Genomic DNA, 15,664 nt, shown 5'->3' with positions numbered 1-15,664 from the left:
CGATCGTGACCACCACGTTCCTGACCACCGCACGTGAGCACGGTCTACCAGCGTCGACGCTGACGGACAACGGGCTGATCTACACCACCCGGTTCGCCAACTACAAAGGCGGCCCCAACCACTTCGAGCACGTCATCGCATCCCTAGGCGTCAAGCAGAAGAACGGCCACCCGGGCCACCCCCAGACCCAGGGCAAGATCGAACGCTTTCACCAGACCCTGAAGAAGTGGCTCGCGGCCAGGCCCGACGCCGACACGATCGACGCGATGCAACACGTGTTGCACACCTTCCAGCATGTCTACAACCACGAGCGCCCCCACCGGTCGCTCGCACGGCGCACCCCTGCCGAGGCCTACACCGCGCTACCCAAGGACCAGCCCTCGATCGAGCTCCTCGAGCGCCATTGGCGCGTCCGCCACGACATCGTCGACCCCGGCGGCACCATCACCGTGCGCTGGGCCGGCAAGCTACGCCACCTCGGCATCGGACGCGCCCACCGCGGAACCGACATCGTGCTCCTCATGGCCGGCCGCGACACCCTCGTCATCGACCGCACCACCGGCGAGATCATCGCAGAACACCACCTCGACGAAACCCGCGACTACCAGCCCAAGAAACACCAAAGGCCCCTCCCGAAGGAGGGGCCTTTGTGAACGATGACCCGAGACATCTGTGAACGATGTCCCGACACATCACAAGAGAGCGGGTGACGGGAATCGAACCCGCGCTATCAGCTTGGGAAGCTGAAGTTCTACCATTGAACTACACCCGCGAGCACCGCTCGGCGGCGGTGCGTCCCCCCATTCTAGGGGGTAGCCGCGGGCCTCCCGCCCACGGCACGCTCAGCGGTTCTGGAGCGCGTCGAGCCCTACCGCGACGGCGTGGATGAGGCGCGGGTCGTACCGGTCGTCCTCGACCGTGACGCGGTAGGTGTCGCGCACTCCCCACTTCCGCACGATCGTCATGACCGGCGAGCCGGCGTCCTCGGTCGCGAAGAGGAAGTCGTAGGGCAGCAGGTCGAAGCCGATGCGCCGCAGGACCGCGTAGAGCGTGCTCGTCTCCTGCCCGAGCACGCGCGGCAGCCCCTCCTGCTCCATGTACCAGGTGGTGACGAGCAGCGAGCGACGGAAGTCCTTGCGGAAGCCGCCGACGACGGCGGCCGCCTCGTCGCGCACGTCGACCACCGAGTTGACGTCCAGGATGTTGCGGGCCTGGAGGGTGAAGCGCACGTGCGTCTTCGACTCGTCCGTGTAGAACGGCACCTCCTCGCGGAGCCGGCCCCGCTTCTGCTGCGCGAACGCGAGCTGCTCGACGGGGTTCCACCCCTCGTCCGCGCGCCACACCTCGTAACGGTTCACCATGAGGGTGATCCGCTGGCGCACCAGGTACCTGACCGTCATGCCCTCACCCTAGGAGGGTGCCGAACGCGTCACAATGGCGGCATGCCCGCTCCGCGCGCGATCCGCGCCGCCGTCGCGACCTCCCTGGTCCTGCCGTTGCTCGCGGCCTGCGCCGCCACGCCCGAGTACCCGATCGTCGCCACCGCGGCGGCTGCGGAGGTGCCGGACGCGTCGCTCGCGATGCGATCGGTCGAGGTGACCCTCGAGTCGACCGGCGCCGCCGACGTGGTCGTCACCGGCGGCACGGTGTTCACGCCCTACTTCGACCGCCTCGACGCGGTCCGCCTCAATGTCACCGTGCCGGCCGGCGGATCGGTGACCGTGCGCCTCCCCTTGGGCATCGCCACGTGCCCTGCCGGGGAGGGCGACTCGAGCGCGCAGCTGGTCCTGATCTCGGGCGGGGAGGAGCTGCTGCAGACGGTCATGCTGCGCGACCGGCAGCTGGCCCGCCTCAACAAGGCGACCTGCGCGCTGCGGATCGACGACGACGAGGCCTGACGCGCACCCCCTATTCCCACATCCAGGCATTTCTATCTTCCCTGGTAGATAGGGGACTGCGCGGCGTCGCCGGCCGGTCCTCCGCGCATCGTCCCTGGAAGATCGACGTTGCACCTGTCGGCGGGCTCGCGCTCAGGCGCCCCTCGGCCGGATCTCCCGGCCGAACGGACAGGCCCGCCGGAGAGCAGGGGAGGACATCAGCATGGCACTCGGTTCCGGCATCTTCCTGATCGTGGTCGGCGCGATCGCCGCCTTCGCCGTCGACGACGCGATCGACGGCGTCGACCTCGCGATGATCGGCTACATCTGCATGGCGGCCGGCGTGGTCGCGATCGTGGTCTCGCTCATCGCCAACGCTCAGCGTTCGAAGACCACCCACACCGAGGTGCGCGACGAGCACGTCGACCACCACCGCGTCGAGGGTTGAGGGGCGCCCGGGGCCGCCCCGCGCGGGGCGGCCCCGGCGATGCGCTCCCCGCGCGCATCGTCCCCGCCGGCCGTAGCCTGACGAGGACCGTCCATCCGGGGGAGCAGCCATGGCGAGCGTCTCGACCTATCTCAACTTCGACGGCGCCTGCGAGGAGGCCTTCGCCTTCTACGTGGAGGTCTTCGGCGGGGCGCTCGTCGATCCGCTCATGCGGATGGGGGACGTGCCGCAGCAGCCGGGCATGCCGCCGCTGTCGGACGACGAGAAGAACCGGGTCATGCACTGCGCGCTCGACATCGTCGGCGGCCACCGCATCATGGGCTCCGACATCCTGCCGTCCATGGGCCACGTGCTCCGGCCCGGGAACAACGTCTACCTCAACCTGCAGCTCGACGATGAGGACCAGGTGAGGGACCTCTTCGAGAGGCTCTCCGTCGGCGGCACGGTCGAGATGGAGCCCACCCCCATGTTCTGGGGCGATCTCTACTGCGCGTTCACGGACCGCTACGGCATCCAGTGGATGCTCGTCGCGACCATGACCGAGGGCACCGGGCTGGCCTGAGCCGCGCCCGCCCGGTCAGGACGGCTCGCCGTACGTCTCCTCGAGCGCGTCGAAGAACGCGTCGGACAGCATCTGGAACGAGTCGCGGTCGAGCATGATCGGCTCGCCCGGGTCGAGGCCGAGCACCGTCGTGTCGGCGTCGAGGCCCGCGCCGTCGGGCGGGCTGAAGCGCCCGCCGTTGCCGTTGAGCGCCTCCACCACCGCGCGCATCTCGTGCAGCGGGCCCGGGTCGTCGCCCTCGGCGCCGCGGCTGCGGTCCGCGAACATCCCCTCGAGCTGGCTCGCGACCGCGACGAAGTACTCGTCCTCGATGTTCTGGATCGCGGCGTCCATGGAGCCGTCGCCGGGCGCCTGGCCGCGCAGCAGGTCGAAGGCCGCGACCTCCGCCTCGATGCGCCAGCGGCAGGCGTCGATGTAGTCGCCGCTGTACTCCGTCACCTCATCCATGGGTCCACCTCCTGCGCATCGTATGACGCTCAGTATGGTGCGCCGGGGCGGCGGCCGCACGGACGCCGCGCGCTGCCCCGCGGTCGGCGGTCGCCGGGTACGCAGCGACGATGCGCGTCACGGCTGCTCCGACCGGTCGGCGAGCTGCTGGGCCAGGATGTCCTCCGCCGCCTGGGCGCGGCGCTCGCGCTCCTCCTCCGCCGGCGTCGGGTAGCGCACGCGGACGAAGGGCCGCGAGAGCTGGTAGCTCACCGTGAGCCGCGCGTCGCGCACCACCCAGGCGGCGGCGCCGAGCGCGACGACGAGCGCGCCGATCGCCCCCACGCCGATCGACCAGCGCGGCCCGAACGTCTCCCCGATCCAGCCCACGATGGGCGAGCCGATGGGCGTGCCGCCGAGGAAGATCATCATGTACAGCGCCATCACGCGCCCACGCATGTGCGGCGTCGTGGTGGTCTGCACCGCGGCGTTCGCGGACGTGATCATCGTGAGCGCGGTGAAGCCCACCGGGACGCACGTGAGCACGTACAGCGGGTAGGTGGGCGCGAGCGCCATCAGCGTGAGCGCGACGCCGAACCCGAAGGCCGCCCCGACGACGAGGCGCAGCCGCGGCCGCTTCCGCCGCGCGGCGAGCAGCGCGCCCGAGAGCGACCCGATCGCCGTGACGGAGCCGAGGATGCCGTACTCGCCGGGGCCCTTGTCGAACTCGGTCGCGGCCATCATCGCGCTCGTCAGCTGGAAGTTGAGGCCCAGCGCCGCGACGGTGCCGACGACGACGAGGATCACCACGATGTCCGGTCTGCGCCGGATGTAGCGGATCCCCTCGCGCACCTGACCGCGCCCGCGGACCGCGCGCTCCTGATGGTGGAGCTCGGACGAGCGCATCATGACGAGCGCCGCGATGGTCGCGCCGAACGTCGCGGCGTTGATGAGGAACACCCAGCCGGTGCCGACCACCGCGATGAGCAGGCCCGCGACGCCGGGGCCGATGAGGCGCGCCGCGTTGAACGATGCGCTGTTGAGGGCCACCGCGTTCGGCAGCGAGGACGACGGCACGAGGTCGGAGACGAAGGTCTGGCGGGCCGGCGCGTCGATCGCGGACACGATGCCGAGGCCGAGCGCGAACGCGTAGACGTGCCAGAGCTCGACGTGACCGAGCACCGTGAGCAGGCCCAGCCCGAGGCCCAGCACGCCCTGCCCGACCTGCGTCCAGATCAGGAGCTTGCGGTGGTCGACGCGGTCGGCGAGCACGCCCGCCCACGCGGACAGGAAGAGGAACGGGGCGAACTGCAGTGCGGTGGTGACGCCGACCGCGACGCCGGACTCGTCGGTCAGGGCGGTGAGCACCAGCCAGTCCTGCGCGACGCGCTGCATCCACGTGCCCACGTTCGACACGAGGGCGCCGGCGAACCACAGCCGGTAGTTGAAGATGCGCAGGGACGCGAAGGTCTGTGACATGTCACCTAGGGGAACCGGCTGACGCGGGCGGTTCTTCCGCGGCGTAGCGTCGGCACGTGCGCCTCCGCCACCCTACGCCCGTCGCCCGACCCCGCCGCGCCCGGCGGGGCGTCTCGTGACGGGCCTCCGTCAGGCCCCGGCGTGGTCCAGCAGCTCGAGCTGCTCGCGGCCGAGGTCCAGGTCGACGGCCTCGATGCACTCGAGGTACTGGTCGAACGTGCGGGCCCCGATGAGGGGGATCTGCGTCGGACGGTCCTGCGCCATCATCCACGCGAGCACGACCTGGTTGCCCGTCGCGCCCGCCTGCGACGCGACCTCGTCGACCGCGGCCAGGCGCGCCTCGGCGTCGGGGCCGGCGTACGCGCCCATCGTCCAGAAGCCCGGGTCGCGCTTCGCGCGGTCGCTGTACAGGCCCTTGAGGACCGGCGAGTACGCGACCAGCTGAAGATCGGGATAGGCGCGCAGGTAGTCGAGCTGCTCGGCGGACACGATGCTGCCGCCGTCGTGGCCGGCGCTGGTGCGCAGGTAGCTGTGCTGCTGCTGGAGGGCGACGGGCTGCGGCCAGCCGTGGGCCTCGCAGATCGCGCGGATCTGCGCGAGCCGCCACGTGGCCACGTTGGACCAGCCGTACGCGCCGATGAGGCCGGCCTCGACCGCCCCCGCGAGGAGTCCGAGCGTCTCCTCGAGCGCCGTCGAGCGGTCGTCGACGTGCACGTAGTACAGGTCGATGCGCTCGAGCCCGAGGCGGTCGAGGGACGCGGCGAGCGCCTCCCGGAGCACCTGGGCGGACGTCCCGACGAAGAGCCTCCGCGCGACGTCCCAGTCCTCGGTGCCGTCGACGAAGACGCCGTCGAGCGTCTGCAGCCGGGCGGAGCCCTTGGTCGCGAGGTGCACGCTCGGGCGCGCGCCCGAGTCGCGCAGCCAGCGGCCCAGGAGCGACTCGGAGTGGCCGCCGAGCGAGCCGTGGTCCTCCCACCAGCAGTAGCAGTCGGCGGTGTCGATCATGCCGGGCACGGCGGAGCCGTCGGGGGCCGCGAAGCGCGGGACCACCTCCGTGACGAAGTGGTCGAGGATGCGGCGGGACTCGTCCTCCGGGGTGCGGGTGCCCATGAGCATCGCGCCGACGGCGATCGGCGCGACGTAGGTGTCGGTCAGGCCGAACCGTCGTGCGGTCCGGATCTCGGTGGTGGTGCGTGCGGTGCTCATGTCCTCGACGCTAGGAGTTCGAGCGCGCTCGAAGTCAACGGGTTAGCGTGGGTGGCATGAGCGGGTACTCGATCGACGAGGTCGCCGAGCGGATGGGGATCTCCAAGCACGCCCTGCGGTACTACGAGCGTGAGGGCCTGCTCGCGCCGGTGGCGAAGGGGTCCAACGGCCACCGCCGCTACTCCGAGGACGACCTCGGGTGGATCCGGACGCTCCAGCTGCTGCGCGGCACCGGCATGCCGATCCGCGAGATGCGCGACTTCGTCGCCCTCGCGCACGCGGGCGAGCACACCATCCCCGAGCGGCTCGCGGTCCTCGCGCACTACCGCGACGAGCTGCTGGTCCGCATGGCGCAGGACCGGGAGCGGCTCGAGTTCCTCGACCGCAAGCTCGACTACTACCGGGGGATGCTCGAGGCGCGCGACGCGACGCCCGAGGACGTCGCGCGCGACGCCTCGCGGCCCGCCGCATCGTCCCGCTGACCCGTGCGCGCCGCCGCGTGCGGTGGGACGATGCGGGGGTGGGGCCCGCGGCGGCCCCCGGGGGAGGCCCGACATGAGGTACCTGCTGCTCGTGTGCGTCGAGGAGATCGCCGACCCGGTCGAGGAGCCGTACGACGACGCGGCCGAGATCGAGCGCTGGGTGACGGCCCACGACGGCAGCGGCGCGCGGGTCTGGGGCGACCGGCTCGCCGACGCGTCGGAGTCGCGGGTGGTGCGGATCCGTGCCGGCGGCGCCACGGTCGAGCCGGGCCCGCTGCACCCCGCGCACGCCGCGATCGCGGGCCTCGACATCCTCGAGTGCGGCTCGCTCGACCAGGCCGTCGCGATCGCGCTCGACCATCCGATGGCGCGCGGCGGGGTGCTCGAGGTGCGGCCGTTCTTCGACTGGAAGGCGGAGTCCTGACGCCCCCGCGCGGCGCGCATCGTCCCGCTAGCCTGGCCGTATGCCTTCACTCCTGATCCTCGGCGGGACCGCGTGGCTCGGCCGCGAGACCGCGGCGCAGGCGATCGCGCGCGGCTGGGACGTCACGTGCCTCGCGCGCGGCGTCTCCGGCGTGGTCGCGCCCGGCGCGGAGCTGATCGTCGCCGACCGCGACGCGTCGTCGCCGTACCGGGACGTGGCGGCCAGGGACTGGGACGCGGTGGTCGAGGTGAGCTGGCAGCCCCGCCACGTGCGCGAGGCGGCCGAGGCGCTCGAGGGCCGGGCGCTCCACTGGACCTACGTCTCCTCGGTGGCGGCCTACGTGCCCACCCGGACGGTCGTCGCGGAGGACGCGCCGCTGCGCGAGCCCGTGCTGCCGGACGCCGTCGTGGACACCTCCCAGTACGACGCCGCGAAGGTCCGCTGCGAGCTGGAGACGCTGCGCGCGCAGCCGGACGCGCTGCTGGTGAGGGCCGGCGTCATCGTCGGGCCCGGCGACCCGACGGAGCGCTTCGCGTACTGGCCGCGGCGTGCCGCGCTCGCGGGCGACGGGCCCATGCTCGTGCCCGCGCCGCCCGCGCACCCGCTTCAGCTCGTCGACGTGCGGGACCTGGCCGCCTGGAACCTCGGCGCGATCGAGGCGGGCGTCACGGGCCCGGTGAACGCGGTCGGCGAGCAGCGCGCGGGGCTCGAGCTCATCGAGCTGGTCAGGGAGGTCGCGGGCGCCCACGGGCCGCTGGTCCGTCCCGCCGCCGACTGGCTCCTCGCGCGCGGCGTGCGCCCGTGGAAGGGCGCCGACTCGCTGCCGCTGTGGGTCCCGGACGACGGCGGGCCCGCGCGCACCGGCTTCCACGACGGGACGCGCTTCCGCGATACCGGCGCCGTCCGCCGGCCGCTCATCGAGACCGTGCGCGACGTGCTCGCGGAGGAGCGGGCGCTGGGCGTCGACCGTCCCGGCACCGCCGGGCTGTCGCGCGAGCGGGAGCTCGCGCTGATCGCGGAGTTCAAGCGGGGCTAGCCGGTCGCGCGGCCCCCGGGCCCTCGACTACGCGGGATCCTGCCGCTTCGCGTCCGACACTGCCGGCACCGCGCCCGTCGCGGGGCGCCTGCTCGGCCCGAGGTAGAGGACCGTCGAGCCCTTGGCCGGGAGGAAGCGCTGATCCGGAGAGATCAGCCGCAGGGCGCCCGACTGGTCGACCGCGCCGAGGGGGATCGCGCCCGACCCGCCGCCCACCTGCTCCACGAGCTCGCGCAGCCCGTACTGCCGCGTGAGATGGGTCGCGTGGATCCGCCACCCGTCGGCGATGCGCGCGTCCAGCGTCGCGAGGTCGGTGAAGCCGTCGAACGCGTACGACGCGCGGCGCTCGAACGTGAGCGCGCGGCGCTCGCCGGTGCCCTCGGCGGGGGCGATCTGGAACGAGCGGTGGAAGCCGTACTCGGTGCCGAGGCTGCGTGCGACGAGGGCGTTGTAGTAGTCGTTGTCGGTCGCCGCGAGGACGTGGCCCACGCCGGCCTCCTCGAGCGTCTCGTCGGCGTGCTCCGACAGCACCTCGCCGAAGTAGGTGGGCACTCCCGCCATGCGCATCGGCTGCAGGCTCTGGTAGCGCCCGTCGGCGACCAGGGCCGCGACCCCCTGGCGCCGGAGCGCCTCCGCGAGCGCGAGCCCGAAGCGCGAGGCGCCCACGAGCAGCAGGCCGTTGCGCGCGCCCGTGGTGAGGCCGAGCCGGCGTGCGAGCGGGGCGAGCGTGAAGCCGTGGGCGACGACGGTGACGAGGATCACGAGGAAGACCGTGGGGACGAGCTGAGCGCCGTCCGGGTAGCCGGCGTCGACCATGGCCGGGCCGAACGTGCCCGCGGTCGCGGCGGCGACGATGCCGCGCGGCGCGATCCAGCCCAGCAGGATGCGGTCCGGCTTGGGCACGTCCGAGCGGAGCGTCACGAGCGCGATCGTCAGCGGCCGCACCACCACCATGAGGACGAGCACGAACGCGCCGATGCGCCAGTCGAGCTCGCGGAGGTCGCCCGCATCGAGGGTCGCCGGGATGACGATGAAGAGCGAGCTCACGAGCACGATCGTGAGGCCCTCCTTGAAGTGCAGGAGCTGCTCGCGCTCGGGCAGGCGCATGTTCCCCAGCACCAGGCCCATCGCGGTGACCGCGAGCAGCCCGGTCTCGTCCTGCAGCCGGTTCCCCACGCCGGCCACCAGCAGCACCGTCACGAGCAGCAGCGGGGACTTGAGGTGCCCCGGCACCCAGCCGCGGCGGAAGGAGACTCCCACGAGCGCGCCGACCACGACTCCCATGCCGCCGCCCACCACCACCGCGAACGCGAGCCCGGCGAGCACCGAGCCGACGCCGTCGTCGGACAACGCGAAGAGCTGGAACGTGAGGAAGGCGAGGGAGACGCCGATGGGGTCGTTGACGATGCCCTCCCACTTGAGCAGGGCCGCGGTGTCGCGACGCAGCCCCGCCTGGCGCAGCAGCGGCGCGATGACGGTCGGGCCCGTCACCACGAGGATCGCGCCGAGCACGAGCGCCACGGGCCAGTCGAAGCCGCCGACCCAGTGCGCCGCCATCGCGGTGAGCGCCATCGCCACCGGCGGCCCGAGCACGGTGAGGCGGCCGATGCCGCGCCCGACGCGCCGGAACTCCGCGAAGCGCAGGCTCATGCCGCCCTCGAAGAGGATGACGGCGACGCCGATGCCGATCAGCTCGGAGAGGTCGTCCTCGGGGATGTCGACGGTGACCAGACCCGTGGCCGGGCCCAGGATGAGCCCGACCGCGATGAGGATGACGATCGCGGGCACGCGCAGCCGCGCGGCCAGGAGCTGCGAGACCAGCCCGGCGACGAGGACCAGGACGACCGAGGCGGCGAGCGTCACGCTACGAGACTAGGGCCGGCGGCGCCTCCGGGCCGGGCGGGACGCGTCACCGCACGTGGCGCGCCCCGACGGACACCGTGCGGGGCCGGCTCGCGGCGAGCGCGACGGTGCCGAGCGCGACGAGCGCGGCGGCGAGCGCGCCGAGGCCGCCGGCTCGGGCCGCGCCCGTGAGCGACAGGGTCTCCGCATCCGAGGCGTCCGCGGCGTCGGAGGCCTCGGGGGAGGCGGCCGGGCTGGCGCTCGCGGAGGGGCTCGCGGTCGGCGTCGACGTCCCGCCCGCGGCGACCGCGGCGGCCTCGACGACGGCCTCGGTGGCCCCCGTCGTGTCCTCGGGCTCAGGCTCCGGCTCCGGCTCGGTCGCGACCGGCCCGGCGACGATCACCACGGGTGCGGCGGCGATCGGGGCGAGGTCGAGGCCCGCCATCCGGGGCTCGAGCGTCGCAGCGTACGTCAGCGTGCCGCGCGCCTCGTCCGCGGCGCCGACCACGTAGCCCGCGGTCACGGCGAGCGCGTCCCCGGACGCGACCGTCTCGCCCGCCGGGAGCAGCGCGCCCAGGGTGAGGTCCGCGCCGTCGTCGGTGGCCGACGCGACGAGCTCGGGCAGCGACAGCGGGCTGTCGTTGCGGACCGTCAGCGTGTAGGTGACGGTCTCGCCGGCGTTCGCCAGGCCGTCGCCGTTCGCGTCATCGAGCGTGCCGGCGACCGTGAAGCCGATCGCGGGCGTCGCATCGTCCAGCGGGATCGTCGGGAGCGACAGCGTCGCGGGGAGCCAGGCGCCGCCGTACAGCACCTCGCCGGTGACGCCCGCGAGGGACAGCGTCCCGACCGTGAGGTCCGCGCGGGTGAGCGGGGCCGTGGCGGTGTCGGCGCAGACGCCGGCATCGCCGCGGGCGAGGGCCGTCGCGGAACCGTCGCACGCGAGCGGTGCGCCGAGGAGCCGGAAGCCGTCGATGCCGACGTCGCTCGCGTTGGCCGCGCTGATGCCGGAGAGGGCGACGAGGTCGCCGACGCCGGGCCACGTCAGGGGCGTGCCGGTCGCGCCGGCGACGAAGCCGGCGGACGCCTCCACGGTGAGCGCGAAGGAGGGGGTCGCGGCGGCGACCGCGACCGCGCTCGCGGAGATGCTCGCGGAGGTGCCCGACTCGCCGGTCGCGGTCACCTCGATCGCCCGCGCGGGCACCTCGCCGGCGACGACCTCGGCGGCGGTGACGGTGTGGCTGCCGACCGCGAACGGCGCGGCCGTGGCGCCGGCGGGGACGACGGCGCCGCTCGCTCCTGCCATGCCGTCCGACGTCGCGCCGAGCGAGCCGACGGGCTCCGTGCCCGTGTTGGTCACCGTCACGGCGTAGTCGACGCGGTCGCCGGCGGCGGCGAGGCCGTCGGACGTGTCGCCCACGAGCTCGACGAGCGTCGCCGACGCGGTCGCCGAGATCGTCGTCACCGGCGTCGGGTCGGCGAGGTCGACGACCGTCGCGGTGACGCTGCCGGTCTGCTCGGTGTGCGCCGGAGGCTCGTCGGTGACGAGGTCGAAGACCGGCGCGAAGTCCTCGCCGTCCCCACCCGCGGGCAGGACGGCGTGGCCCGTCACGGTGAACGTGGTCGTGTTGCTGCCGGAGACCCTCATCCCGTCGGGCGCGTCGATCGCGGTGATCGCGAGGTCGGCGGACGTGAGCGAGGTGATCTCGGTGGTGCTCGTGGCGCCCGTGGTGGTGAGCGTGAACGTGTAGGTGAGCAGGTCGTCCCAGTCGCGGACGCCGTTGCCGTTGTCGTCGCTGAAGCCCGTGTAGGTCGCGGCGACCGTCAGCTTGGAGATGGTCGCGCTGCCGACCGCGATCGGCACGATCGCGGCGACGGCGAGCACGCCCGTCGTGATGGCCGCCGCGCGCACGCGCGGCAGCATTGCCCTCTTGCTCATCAGGTCGTCCCCCTCAGCCCCTCAGCCCGTCAGACCCTCGTGTAACGCCGTTATCGACACGAAGCGGACAGGACTTGAGCAGGGACGATGTGTCAGTCCCAGAAGTCGCGGTGCGGTGCGGCGGCCTCCTCCTCGAGCAGCGGGCCGGTGACCTCGATGGTGCGCGAGCCGGCGCCGAGCACGTCGCGGCACGGCAGGGCGAGCGTCGGGTTCTCGTCGTGCGCGCCGGTCATGGCGAGGAGGCCAGTCTCGGCGAGCCCGTAGACGACCGCGCCGATGCCCGACCAGTAGATCGCTCCGGAGCACATCGCGCACGGCTCACAGCTGGTGACGAGGGTGCACGCCGCGAGCTCGTCGGGGTCGAGCTGGTTGCTGGCGAGCCGGACGAGGTTGGTCTCGGCGTGGCCGGTGGCGTCGCGGTGGGTCACCACGGTGTTCTCGGCCTCGAGGACGATACGGCCGTCGGCGTCGACGAGCACCGCGCCGAAGGGGTGGTTGCCGTGATCCCGCGCGGCCCGCGAGACGGCGATCGCGCGGCGGAGGTGGTCGAGGTGGTCGCTCATGCGCTCAGGCTCCGATCTCGTCGAGGCGGGCCGCCACGAGCGTCTCGATGAGCGCGCGTGGCGGAGGCGCGTCCGGCGGGAGCCGGAGCGCACCCTTGGACCAGCCGTAGCCGTCGAGCAGCGCGGGGTCGATCGACGCCAGCAGCGTGCCCGAGTGCGGCAGGTAGCTCACGTGCCGGGCGGCGGCCGAGAATCCGGCGACCCTCGTACCGTCGCGCTTGAAGACCGGGACGGCGTACGACAGCCCCTGGTCGGCGCCGGGCAGCAGCTCGGCGAGCAGCTCGCGCAACTGCGTCAGCGTGGTGCGGTGGGGCTCGTCGAGGGCGGCGAGGTAGGCATCGATCTCCGCGGCGGTCACCGTGCCAGGCTACGCCGGGTCATATGCGCGCGAAGGCCTCGATGTCCTCCTCGAACTCCCCGACGACCTGCTCGGACACGGTCGCGCGCGTCGCGGACACGGCCGCGAGGTAGTGCGCGGTGGTCGGCCCGCCGCCGTCGCCGCCGTCGACCGCCGACTCGAGCGCCGCCTGGTTGGCGCGCCGCGCCGCGAACTCGATGTCGGCCGGAGTGAAGCCCTCGGAGGCGTCCACGACCGCCGCGACGTCGACGTCCGCGGCCGCGGGCGGGATGAACCGGCCCCAGATCGCGGTGCGCGCCTCCCCGTCGGGCAGGCCGATGGGGATGACGTAGTCGAAGCGGCCGTGGCGCAGGAACGCGGAGTCGAGCGAGCGGATGAAGTTCGTCGCGCACACGAGCAGGCGGTCAGGGCGGTCGCGGAACGCGGGGATGAGCTTGAGCAGCTCGTTCGTCACGCCCTGCAGCGGCGACGGCGGGTCGCCGCGACGGTGCGACGCGATCTCCTCGACCTCGTCGATGAGCACGACCGCGTGCTCGAGCTCCGCGATCTGGTGGAAGGTGTCCCGCAGCGCCCCGGCGAGGCCCGCCGGGTCCGCCGCGAGGCGCGACGGGAACACCTCGACGAAGGACCAGTCCAGCCGGGACGCGATCGCCTTGGCGAACGTGGTCTTGCCGGTGCCGGGCGGGCCGAACATCACCACCGCGCGCGGCGGCGCGACGCCGAAGCGGTCGGCGAGCGCCGGCTCCGCGAGGGGCAGCACCAGCCGCTTCTCGATCAGCGCCTTCTCGTGCCGCATGCCGGCGACCCCGTCCCACAGCCCGCGGGGCAGCACCCGGCCGCCCAGCTCCTCGAGCAGCGCCATCTCCTCGCGCTGCACCCGGATCCGGCGCTCGAGGTAGCGGACCGCCTTCTTCTCCGCGAAGCCCGCATCGCGGAACGCGTCGAGATGGGTCTGCTCGGCCGGCACCAGGGCGGACAGCGTGGTGGGCCCGGCCTCCGCGACGCGCGTCTCGACGGCCGCGAGCAGGCCCGGGCCGATGCCGCGGCCGTGCCACGCGTCGTCCACCCCGTGGAACACGATCCACGCCTGGTTGTGGGCGCGGCGCGCCACGGCCGCGCCGACGATCTCCTCCTGCACGGTCGCGACCACCGCGATGTCCTCGGCGGCGGAGGTGAGCACCTCCGCGAGCGCGTACACCGGCTCGACGCCGGACGCGCGCGACTGCTCCCACAGCCTCACGACGGACTCGAGGTCCTCGGCGTGGGCGTCACGGATCCGCCACGTGGGCATGGCTCCTCCTTGCACGTCGTCGTACCGGGGACGGTTCGACGCTACCCCAGGGGGGTATGCGGCGGCGAGGGCTTCGCGCGGCCCGGTTGTGCCGCGGGTCGGGTCCCGCCAGGGTGGAGGCATGGCGCCCACCGCATCGTCCGGACCCAAGGCCCTCGTCACGGTGCTCCACGTCGGCGCCGTCGCGGCGAGCCTCTCGTTCCTGTCCTTCGGCGTGCACGAGTGGTTCGGAGGCGACCTCCCGGTCGCGAGCCCCCTGCGCCGCTGGCTCGTCGGGATCCTCGCGGTCGTCTACCTGGTCCGCCTGCTCGTCACCCAGTACGTCATGGTGAAGCGGCCGTTCCCGTGGTCCGAGGCGCTCGCGGTTGGGCCGTGGGTGGTGATCCTGCAGCTGACGATGGCGTGGTTCGGCGGCACGACGGAGGCGCCGGTCGACTGGGTGGTGTGGTGCGGCGTGATCCTCTACGCGCTCGGCTCGTGGCTCAACACGTGGTCCGAGGAGCAGCGGCGCCGGTTCAAGCGCAACCCCGCGCACCGCGGCGTGCTCTACACCGGCGGGCTGTTCTCGCTCGTGATCCACCCCAACTACCTCGGCGACGTGGTGCTCTTCACGGGCTTCGCCATCGTCGCCGGCGGCTGGTGGCCGCTGCTCGCTCCGGTGATGATGGCCGCGATGTTCGCGTTCATGCACATCCCGCGCCTCGATGCGCACCTCGAGGACCACTACGGCGACGCGTTCCGCGCGTACGCGTGGGAGACGAAGAGGCTGATCCCCTGGCTGTGGTGACGCCGCGCCCCGGCCGGTTCGGCCGCCGTAGGCTGTCGGGGAACCATGCAACCGAAGGAGCGACCATGACGCTGCCCACGATCACCCGCGACGCGAACGGTGCGCCGAGCATCGACTTCACCGGCGCCGAGAAGCCCGAGGAGCTCGTCGTCGAGGTCCACGAGGCGGGCGACGGCCCGGCCGTCGCCGAGGGCCAGCACATCACGGTGCACTACAGCGGCTGGCTGTGGGACGGCGCGAAGTTCGACTCGTCGTGGGACCGGGGCGAGTCCATCTCGTTCCCCATCGCGTACGGCTCGCTCATCGACGGCTGGGTCGACGGGATCGTCGGGCAGCCGGTCGGCTCGAAGCTGCTGCTCGTGGTGCCGCCGGAGTCGGGCTACGGCTTCCGCCCGATGGGTCCCATCCCCGCCGGCTCCACGCTGGTGTTCACCGTGGACGTGCTCGAGGCGCGCTGACCGCGAGCCCGCCGTCCACATTCGGGACGCTCCGCCCCCGCGATCGCGCGGGGCTGAGCGTCCCGATGCGTTCCCGGGGGTTGCGCCGGCGCACCCCCGGGGTTAACGTACAACCAAATGGTTGTAGAAATTGACCTGTCGGACGCCGAGGTCGACCGGATCTTCCGGGCCCTGGCGGACGCGACGCGCCGCGACATTGTCGAGCGCGTCCTCACCGGGGAGCAGTCCGTCAGCGCTCTCGCGGACCGGTACGACATGTCCTTCGCGGCCGTGCAGAAGCACGTCGCGGTGCTCGAGAGGGCGGGACTCGTGACCAAGCAGAACCGCGGCCGCGAACGGCTGGTCCGCGGCAACCCCGACAAGATCCGCAGGGTCCAGGCCCTGCTCGACCGGTACGAGCGGCTGTGGCGCGCTCGCATCGACCGGCTCGACGCGCTCCTCGCGGAGCCCGGGCCTCCGTCCCCATCTGCTCCCGAACAGGAGTGAGCC

19 protein-coding genes and 1 tRNA gene are annotated in these 15,664 nt (G+C 73.0%); 10 read left to right on the top strand and 10 right to left on the bottom strand.

Annotation, left to right across the window (positions count from 1 at the left end):
* Positions 1–653: integrase core domain-containing protein (locus AOM07_RS14100; RefSeq protein WP_156171957.1), on the top strand; the 653-nt coding region annotated here is incomplete at its 5' end.
* Positions 654–701: 48 nt separating this feature from the next.
* On the opposite strand, the gene AOM07_RS14095 is transcribed toward AOM07_RS14100, so the two are convergent.
* Both AOM07_RS14095 and AOM07_RS14090 read right to left on the bottom strand, forming a co-directional pair.
* Positions 702–772 (bottom strand) — tRNA-Gly (locus AOM07_RS14095).
* 70 nt (positions 773–842) lie between these two features.
* A complete protein-coding gene (locus tag AOM07_RS14090) occupies positions 843–1,400 on the bottom strand; it encodes an LURP-one-related family protein (RefSeq protein ID WP_062314934.1) in 558 nt (185 codons plus the stop codon).
* 42 nt (positions 1,401–1,442) lie between these two features.
* Between AOM07_RS14090 and AOM07_RS14085 the strand changes: the two genes are divergently transcribed.
* The 3 genes from AOM07_RS14085 (at position 1,443) to AOM07_RS14075 (ending at position 2,887) form a co-directional block, all read left to right on the top strand.
* The gene (locus tag AOM07_RS14085; protein ID WP_062314932.1) at positions 1,443–1,898 is read left to right on the top strand and encodes a hypothetical protein; all 456 of its coding nucleotides are present in this window, start codon (positions 1,443–1,445) and stop codon (positions 1,896–1,898) included.
* A gap of 202 nt (positions 1,899–2,100) precedes the next feature.
* The gene (locus AOM07_RS14080; protein ID WP_062314929.1) at positions 2,101–2,325 is read left to right on the top strand and encodes a DUF6458 family protein; all 225 of its coding nucleotides are present in this window, start codon (positions 2,101–2,103) and stop codon (positions 2,323–2,325) included.
* A 109-nt stretch (positions 2,326–2,434) separates the two neighbouring features.
* Positions 2,435–2,887, top strand: coding sequence for a VOC family protein (locus tag AOM07_RS14075; RefSeq protein WP_062314926.1), 453 nt, complete (start codon positions 2,435–2,437; stop codon positions 2,885–2,887).
* 15 nt (positions 2,888–2,902) lie between these two features.
* On the opposite strand, the gene AOM07_RS14070 is transcribed toward AOM07_RS14075, so the two are convergent.
* From AOM07_RS14070 to AOM07_RS14060, 3 genes are all read right to left on the bottom strand, one after another.
* A complete protein-coding gene (locus AOM07_RS14070) occupies positions 2,903–3,334 on the bottom strand; it encodes a hypothetical protein (protein ID WP_062314923.1) in 432 nt (143 codons plus the stop codon).
* Between the two features lie 117 nt (positions 3,335–3,451).
* A complete protein-coding gene (locus tag AOM07_RS14065) occupies positions 3,452–4,792 on the bottom strand; it encodes an MFS transporter (RefSeq protein WP_062314920.1) in 1,341 nt (446 codons plus the stop codon).
* Positions 4,793–4,921: 129 nt separating this feature from the next.
* Complete coding sequence (locus AOM07_RS14060) at positions 4,922–5,998, bottom strand: aldo/keto reductase (RefSeq protein ID WP_084830330.1); 1,077 nt, start codon at positions 5,996–5,998, stop codon at positions 4,922–4,924.
* 56 nt (positions 5,999–6,054) lie between these two features.
* Between AOM07_RS14060 and AOM07_RS14055 the strand changes: the two genes are divergently transcribed.
* The 3 genes from AOM07_RS14055 (at position 6,055) to AOM07_RS14045 (ending at position 7,940) form a co-directional block, all read left to right on the top strand.
* Complete coding sequence (locus AOM07_RS14055) at positions 6,055–6,480, top strand: MerR family transcriptional regulator (RefSeq protein WP_062314918.1); 426 nt, start codon at positions 6,055–6,057, stop codon at positions 6,478–6,480.
* 73 nt (positions 6,481–6,553) lie between these two features.
* Positions 6,554–6,904: a YciI family protein gene (locus AOM07_RS14050; protein ID WP_062314916.1), complete on the top strand. Its 351-nt coding sequence runs from the start codon at positions 6,554–6,556 to the stop codon at positions 6,902–6,904.
* A gap of 40 nt (positions 6,905–6,944) precedes the next feature.
* Complete coding sequence (locus AOM07_RS14045) at positions 6,945–7,940, top strand: NAD-dependent epimerase/dehydratase family protein (protein ID WP_062314914.1); 996 nt, start codon at positions 6,945–6,947, stop codon at positions 7,938–7,940.
* A 27-nt stretch (positions 7,941–7,967) separates the two neighbouring features.
* Here the strand turns inward: AOM07_RS14045 and AOM07_RS14040 are convergent, their stop codons facing one another.
* From AOM07_RS14040 to AOM07_RS14020, 5 genes are all read right to left on the bottom strand, one after another.
* The gene (locus AOM07_RS14040; RefSeq protein WP_062314911.1) at positions 7,968–9,803 is read right to left on the bottom strand and encodes a cation:proton antiporter; all 1,836 of its coding nucleotides are present in this window, start codon (positions 9,801–9,803) and stop codon (positions 7,968–7,970) included.
* Positions 9,804–9,849: 46 nt separating this feature from the next.
* On the bottom strand, positions 9,850–11,718 hold the full coding sequence (locus tag AOM07_RS14035) for an autotransporter outer membrane beta-barrel domain-containing protein (protein WP_156171956.1): 1,869 nt from the start codon (positions 11,716–11,718) through the stop codon (positions 9,850–9,852).
* A 92-nt stretch (positions 11,719–11,810) separates the two neighbouring features.
* Entirely contained in the window at positions 11,811–12,281 is a 471-nt protein-coding gene (locus tag AOM07_RS14030; RefSeq protein WP_062314906.1) for a nucleoside deaminase, read from the bottom strand.
* A 4-nt stretch (positions 12,282–12,285) separates the two neighbouring features.
* Entirely contained in the window at positions 12,286–12,639 is a 354-nt protein-coding gene (locus AOM07_RS14025) for an iron chaperone (protein ID WP_062314903.1), read from the bottom strand.
* 19 nt (positions 12,640–12,658) lie between these two features.
* Positions 12,659–13,930, bottom strand: coding sequence for an ATP-binding protein (locus tag AOM07_RS14020; protein WP_062314901.1), 1,272 nt, complete (start codon positions 13,928–13,930; stop codon positions 12,659–12,661).
* A gap of 121 nt (positions 13,931–14,051) precedes the next feature.
* Between AOM07_RS14020 and AOM07_RS14015 the strand changes: the two genes are divergently transcribed.
* The 3 genes from AOM07_RS14015 to AOM07_RS14005 all read left to right on the top strand — a co-directional run bounded on the left by AOM07_RS14015 (position 14,052) and on the right by AOM07_RS14005 (position 15,661).
* On the top strand, positions 14,052–14,717 hold the full coding sequence (locus AOM07_RS14015) for a methyltransferase family protein (RefSeq protein WP_062314899.1): 666 nt from the start codon (positions 14,052–14,054) through the stop codon (positions 14,715–14,717).
* A gap of 65 nt (positions 14,718–14,782) precedes the next feature.
* A complete protein-coding gene (locus AOM07_RS14010) occupies positions 14,783–15,175 on the top strand; it encodes an FKBP-type peptidyl-prolyl cis-trans isomerase (protein ID WP_062314897.1) in 393 nt (130 codons plus the stop codon).
* 117 nt (positions 15,176–15,292) lie between these two features.
* On the top strand, positions 15,293–15,661 hold the full coding sequence (locus AOM07_RS14005) for an ArsR/SmtB family transcription factor (RefSeq protein ID WP_062314895.1): 369 nt from the start codon (positions 15,293–15,295) through the stop codon (positions 15,659–15,661).
* Positions 15,662–15,664 lie beyond the last annotated feature (3 nt).

Source organism: Demequina rhizosphaerae (genome assembly GCF_000971255.1).
GTDB classification, from domain to species: Bacteria; Actinomycetota; Actinomycetes; order Actinomycetales; family Demequinaceae; genus Demequina; species Demequina rhizosphaerae.
Note: the sequence above shows the minus strand (reverse complement) of the source record. Positions and strands in the feature narration are given on the sequence as shown.

Bases quoted from the DNA above. Each gene is read 5' to 3' on its own strand.
- AOM07_RS14090 (WP_062314934.1), bottom strand. From the start codon at position 1,400: ATGACGGTCAGGTACCTGGTGCGCCAGCGGATCACCCTCATGGTGAAC.
- AOM07_RS14085 (WP_062314932.1), top strand. From the start codon at position 1,443: ATGCCCGCTCCGCGCGCGATCCGCGCCGCCGTCGCGACCTCCCTGGTC.
- AOM07_RS14080 (WP_062314929.1), top strand. From the start codon at position 2,101: ATGGCACTCGGTTCCGGCATCTTCCTGATCGTGGTCGGCGCGATCGCC.
- AOM07_RS14075 (WP_062314926.1), top strand. From the start codon at position 2,435: ATGGCGAGCGTCTCGACCTATCTCAACTTCGACGGCGCCTGCGAGGAG.
- AOM07_RS14070 (WP_062314923.1), bottom strand. From the start codon at position 3,334: ATGGATGAGGTGACGGAGTACAGCGGCGACTACATCGACGCCTGCCGC.
- AOM07_RS14065 (WP_062314920.1), bottom strand. From the start codon at position 4,792: ATGTCACAGACCTTCGCGTCCCTGCGCATCTTCAACTACCGGCTGTGG.
- AOM07_RS14060 (WP_084830330.1), bottom strand. From the start codon at position 5,998: ATGAGCACCGCACGCACCACCACCGAGATCCGGACCGCACGACGGTTC.
- AOM07_RS14055 (WP_062314918.1), top strand. From the start codon at position 6,055: ATGAGCGGGTACTCGATCGACGAGGTCGCCGAGCGGATGGGGATCTCC.
- AOM07_RS14050 (WP_062314916.1), top strand. From the start codon at position 6,554: ATGAGGTACCTGCTGCTCGTGTGCGTCGAGGAGATCGCCGACCCGGTC.
- AOM07_RS14045 (WP_062314914.1), top strand. From the start codon at position 6,945: ATGCCTTCACTCCTGATCCTCGGCGGGACCGCGTGGCTCGGCCGCGAG.
- AOM07_RS14035 (WP_156171956.1), bottom strand. From the start codon at position 11,718: ATGAGCAAGAGGGCAATGCTGCCGCGCGTGCGCGCGGCGGCCATCACG.
- AOM07_RS14030 (WP_062314906.1), bottom strand. From the start codon at position 12,281: ATGAGCGACCACCTCGACCACCTCCGCCGCGCGATCGCCGTCTCGCGG.
- AOM07_RS14020 (WP_062314901.1), bottom strand. From the start codon at position 13,930: ATGCCCACGTGGCGGATCCGTGACGCCCACGCCGAGGACCTCGAGTCC.
- AOM07_RS14015 (WP_062314899.1), top strand. From the start codon at position 14,052: ATGGCGCCCACCGCATCGTCCGGACCCAAGGCCCTCGTCACGGTGCTC.
- AOM07_RS14010 (WP_062314897.1), top strand. From the start codon at position 14,783: ATGACGCTGCCCACGATCACCCGCGACGCGAACGGTGCGCCGAGCATC.
- AOM07_RS14005 (WP_062314895.1), top strand. From the start codon at position 15,293: ATGGTTGTAGAAATTGACCTGTCGGACGCCGAGGTCGACCGGATCTTC.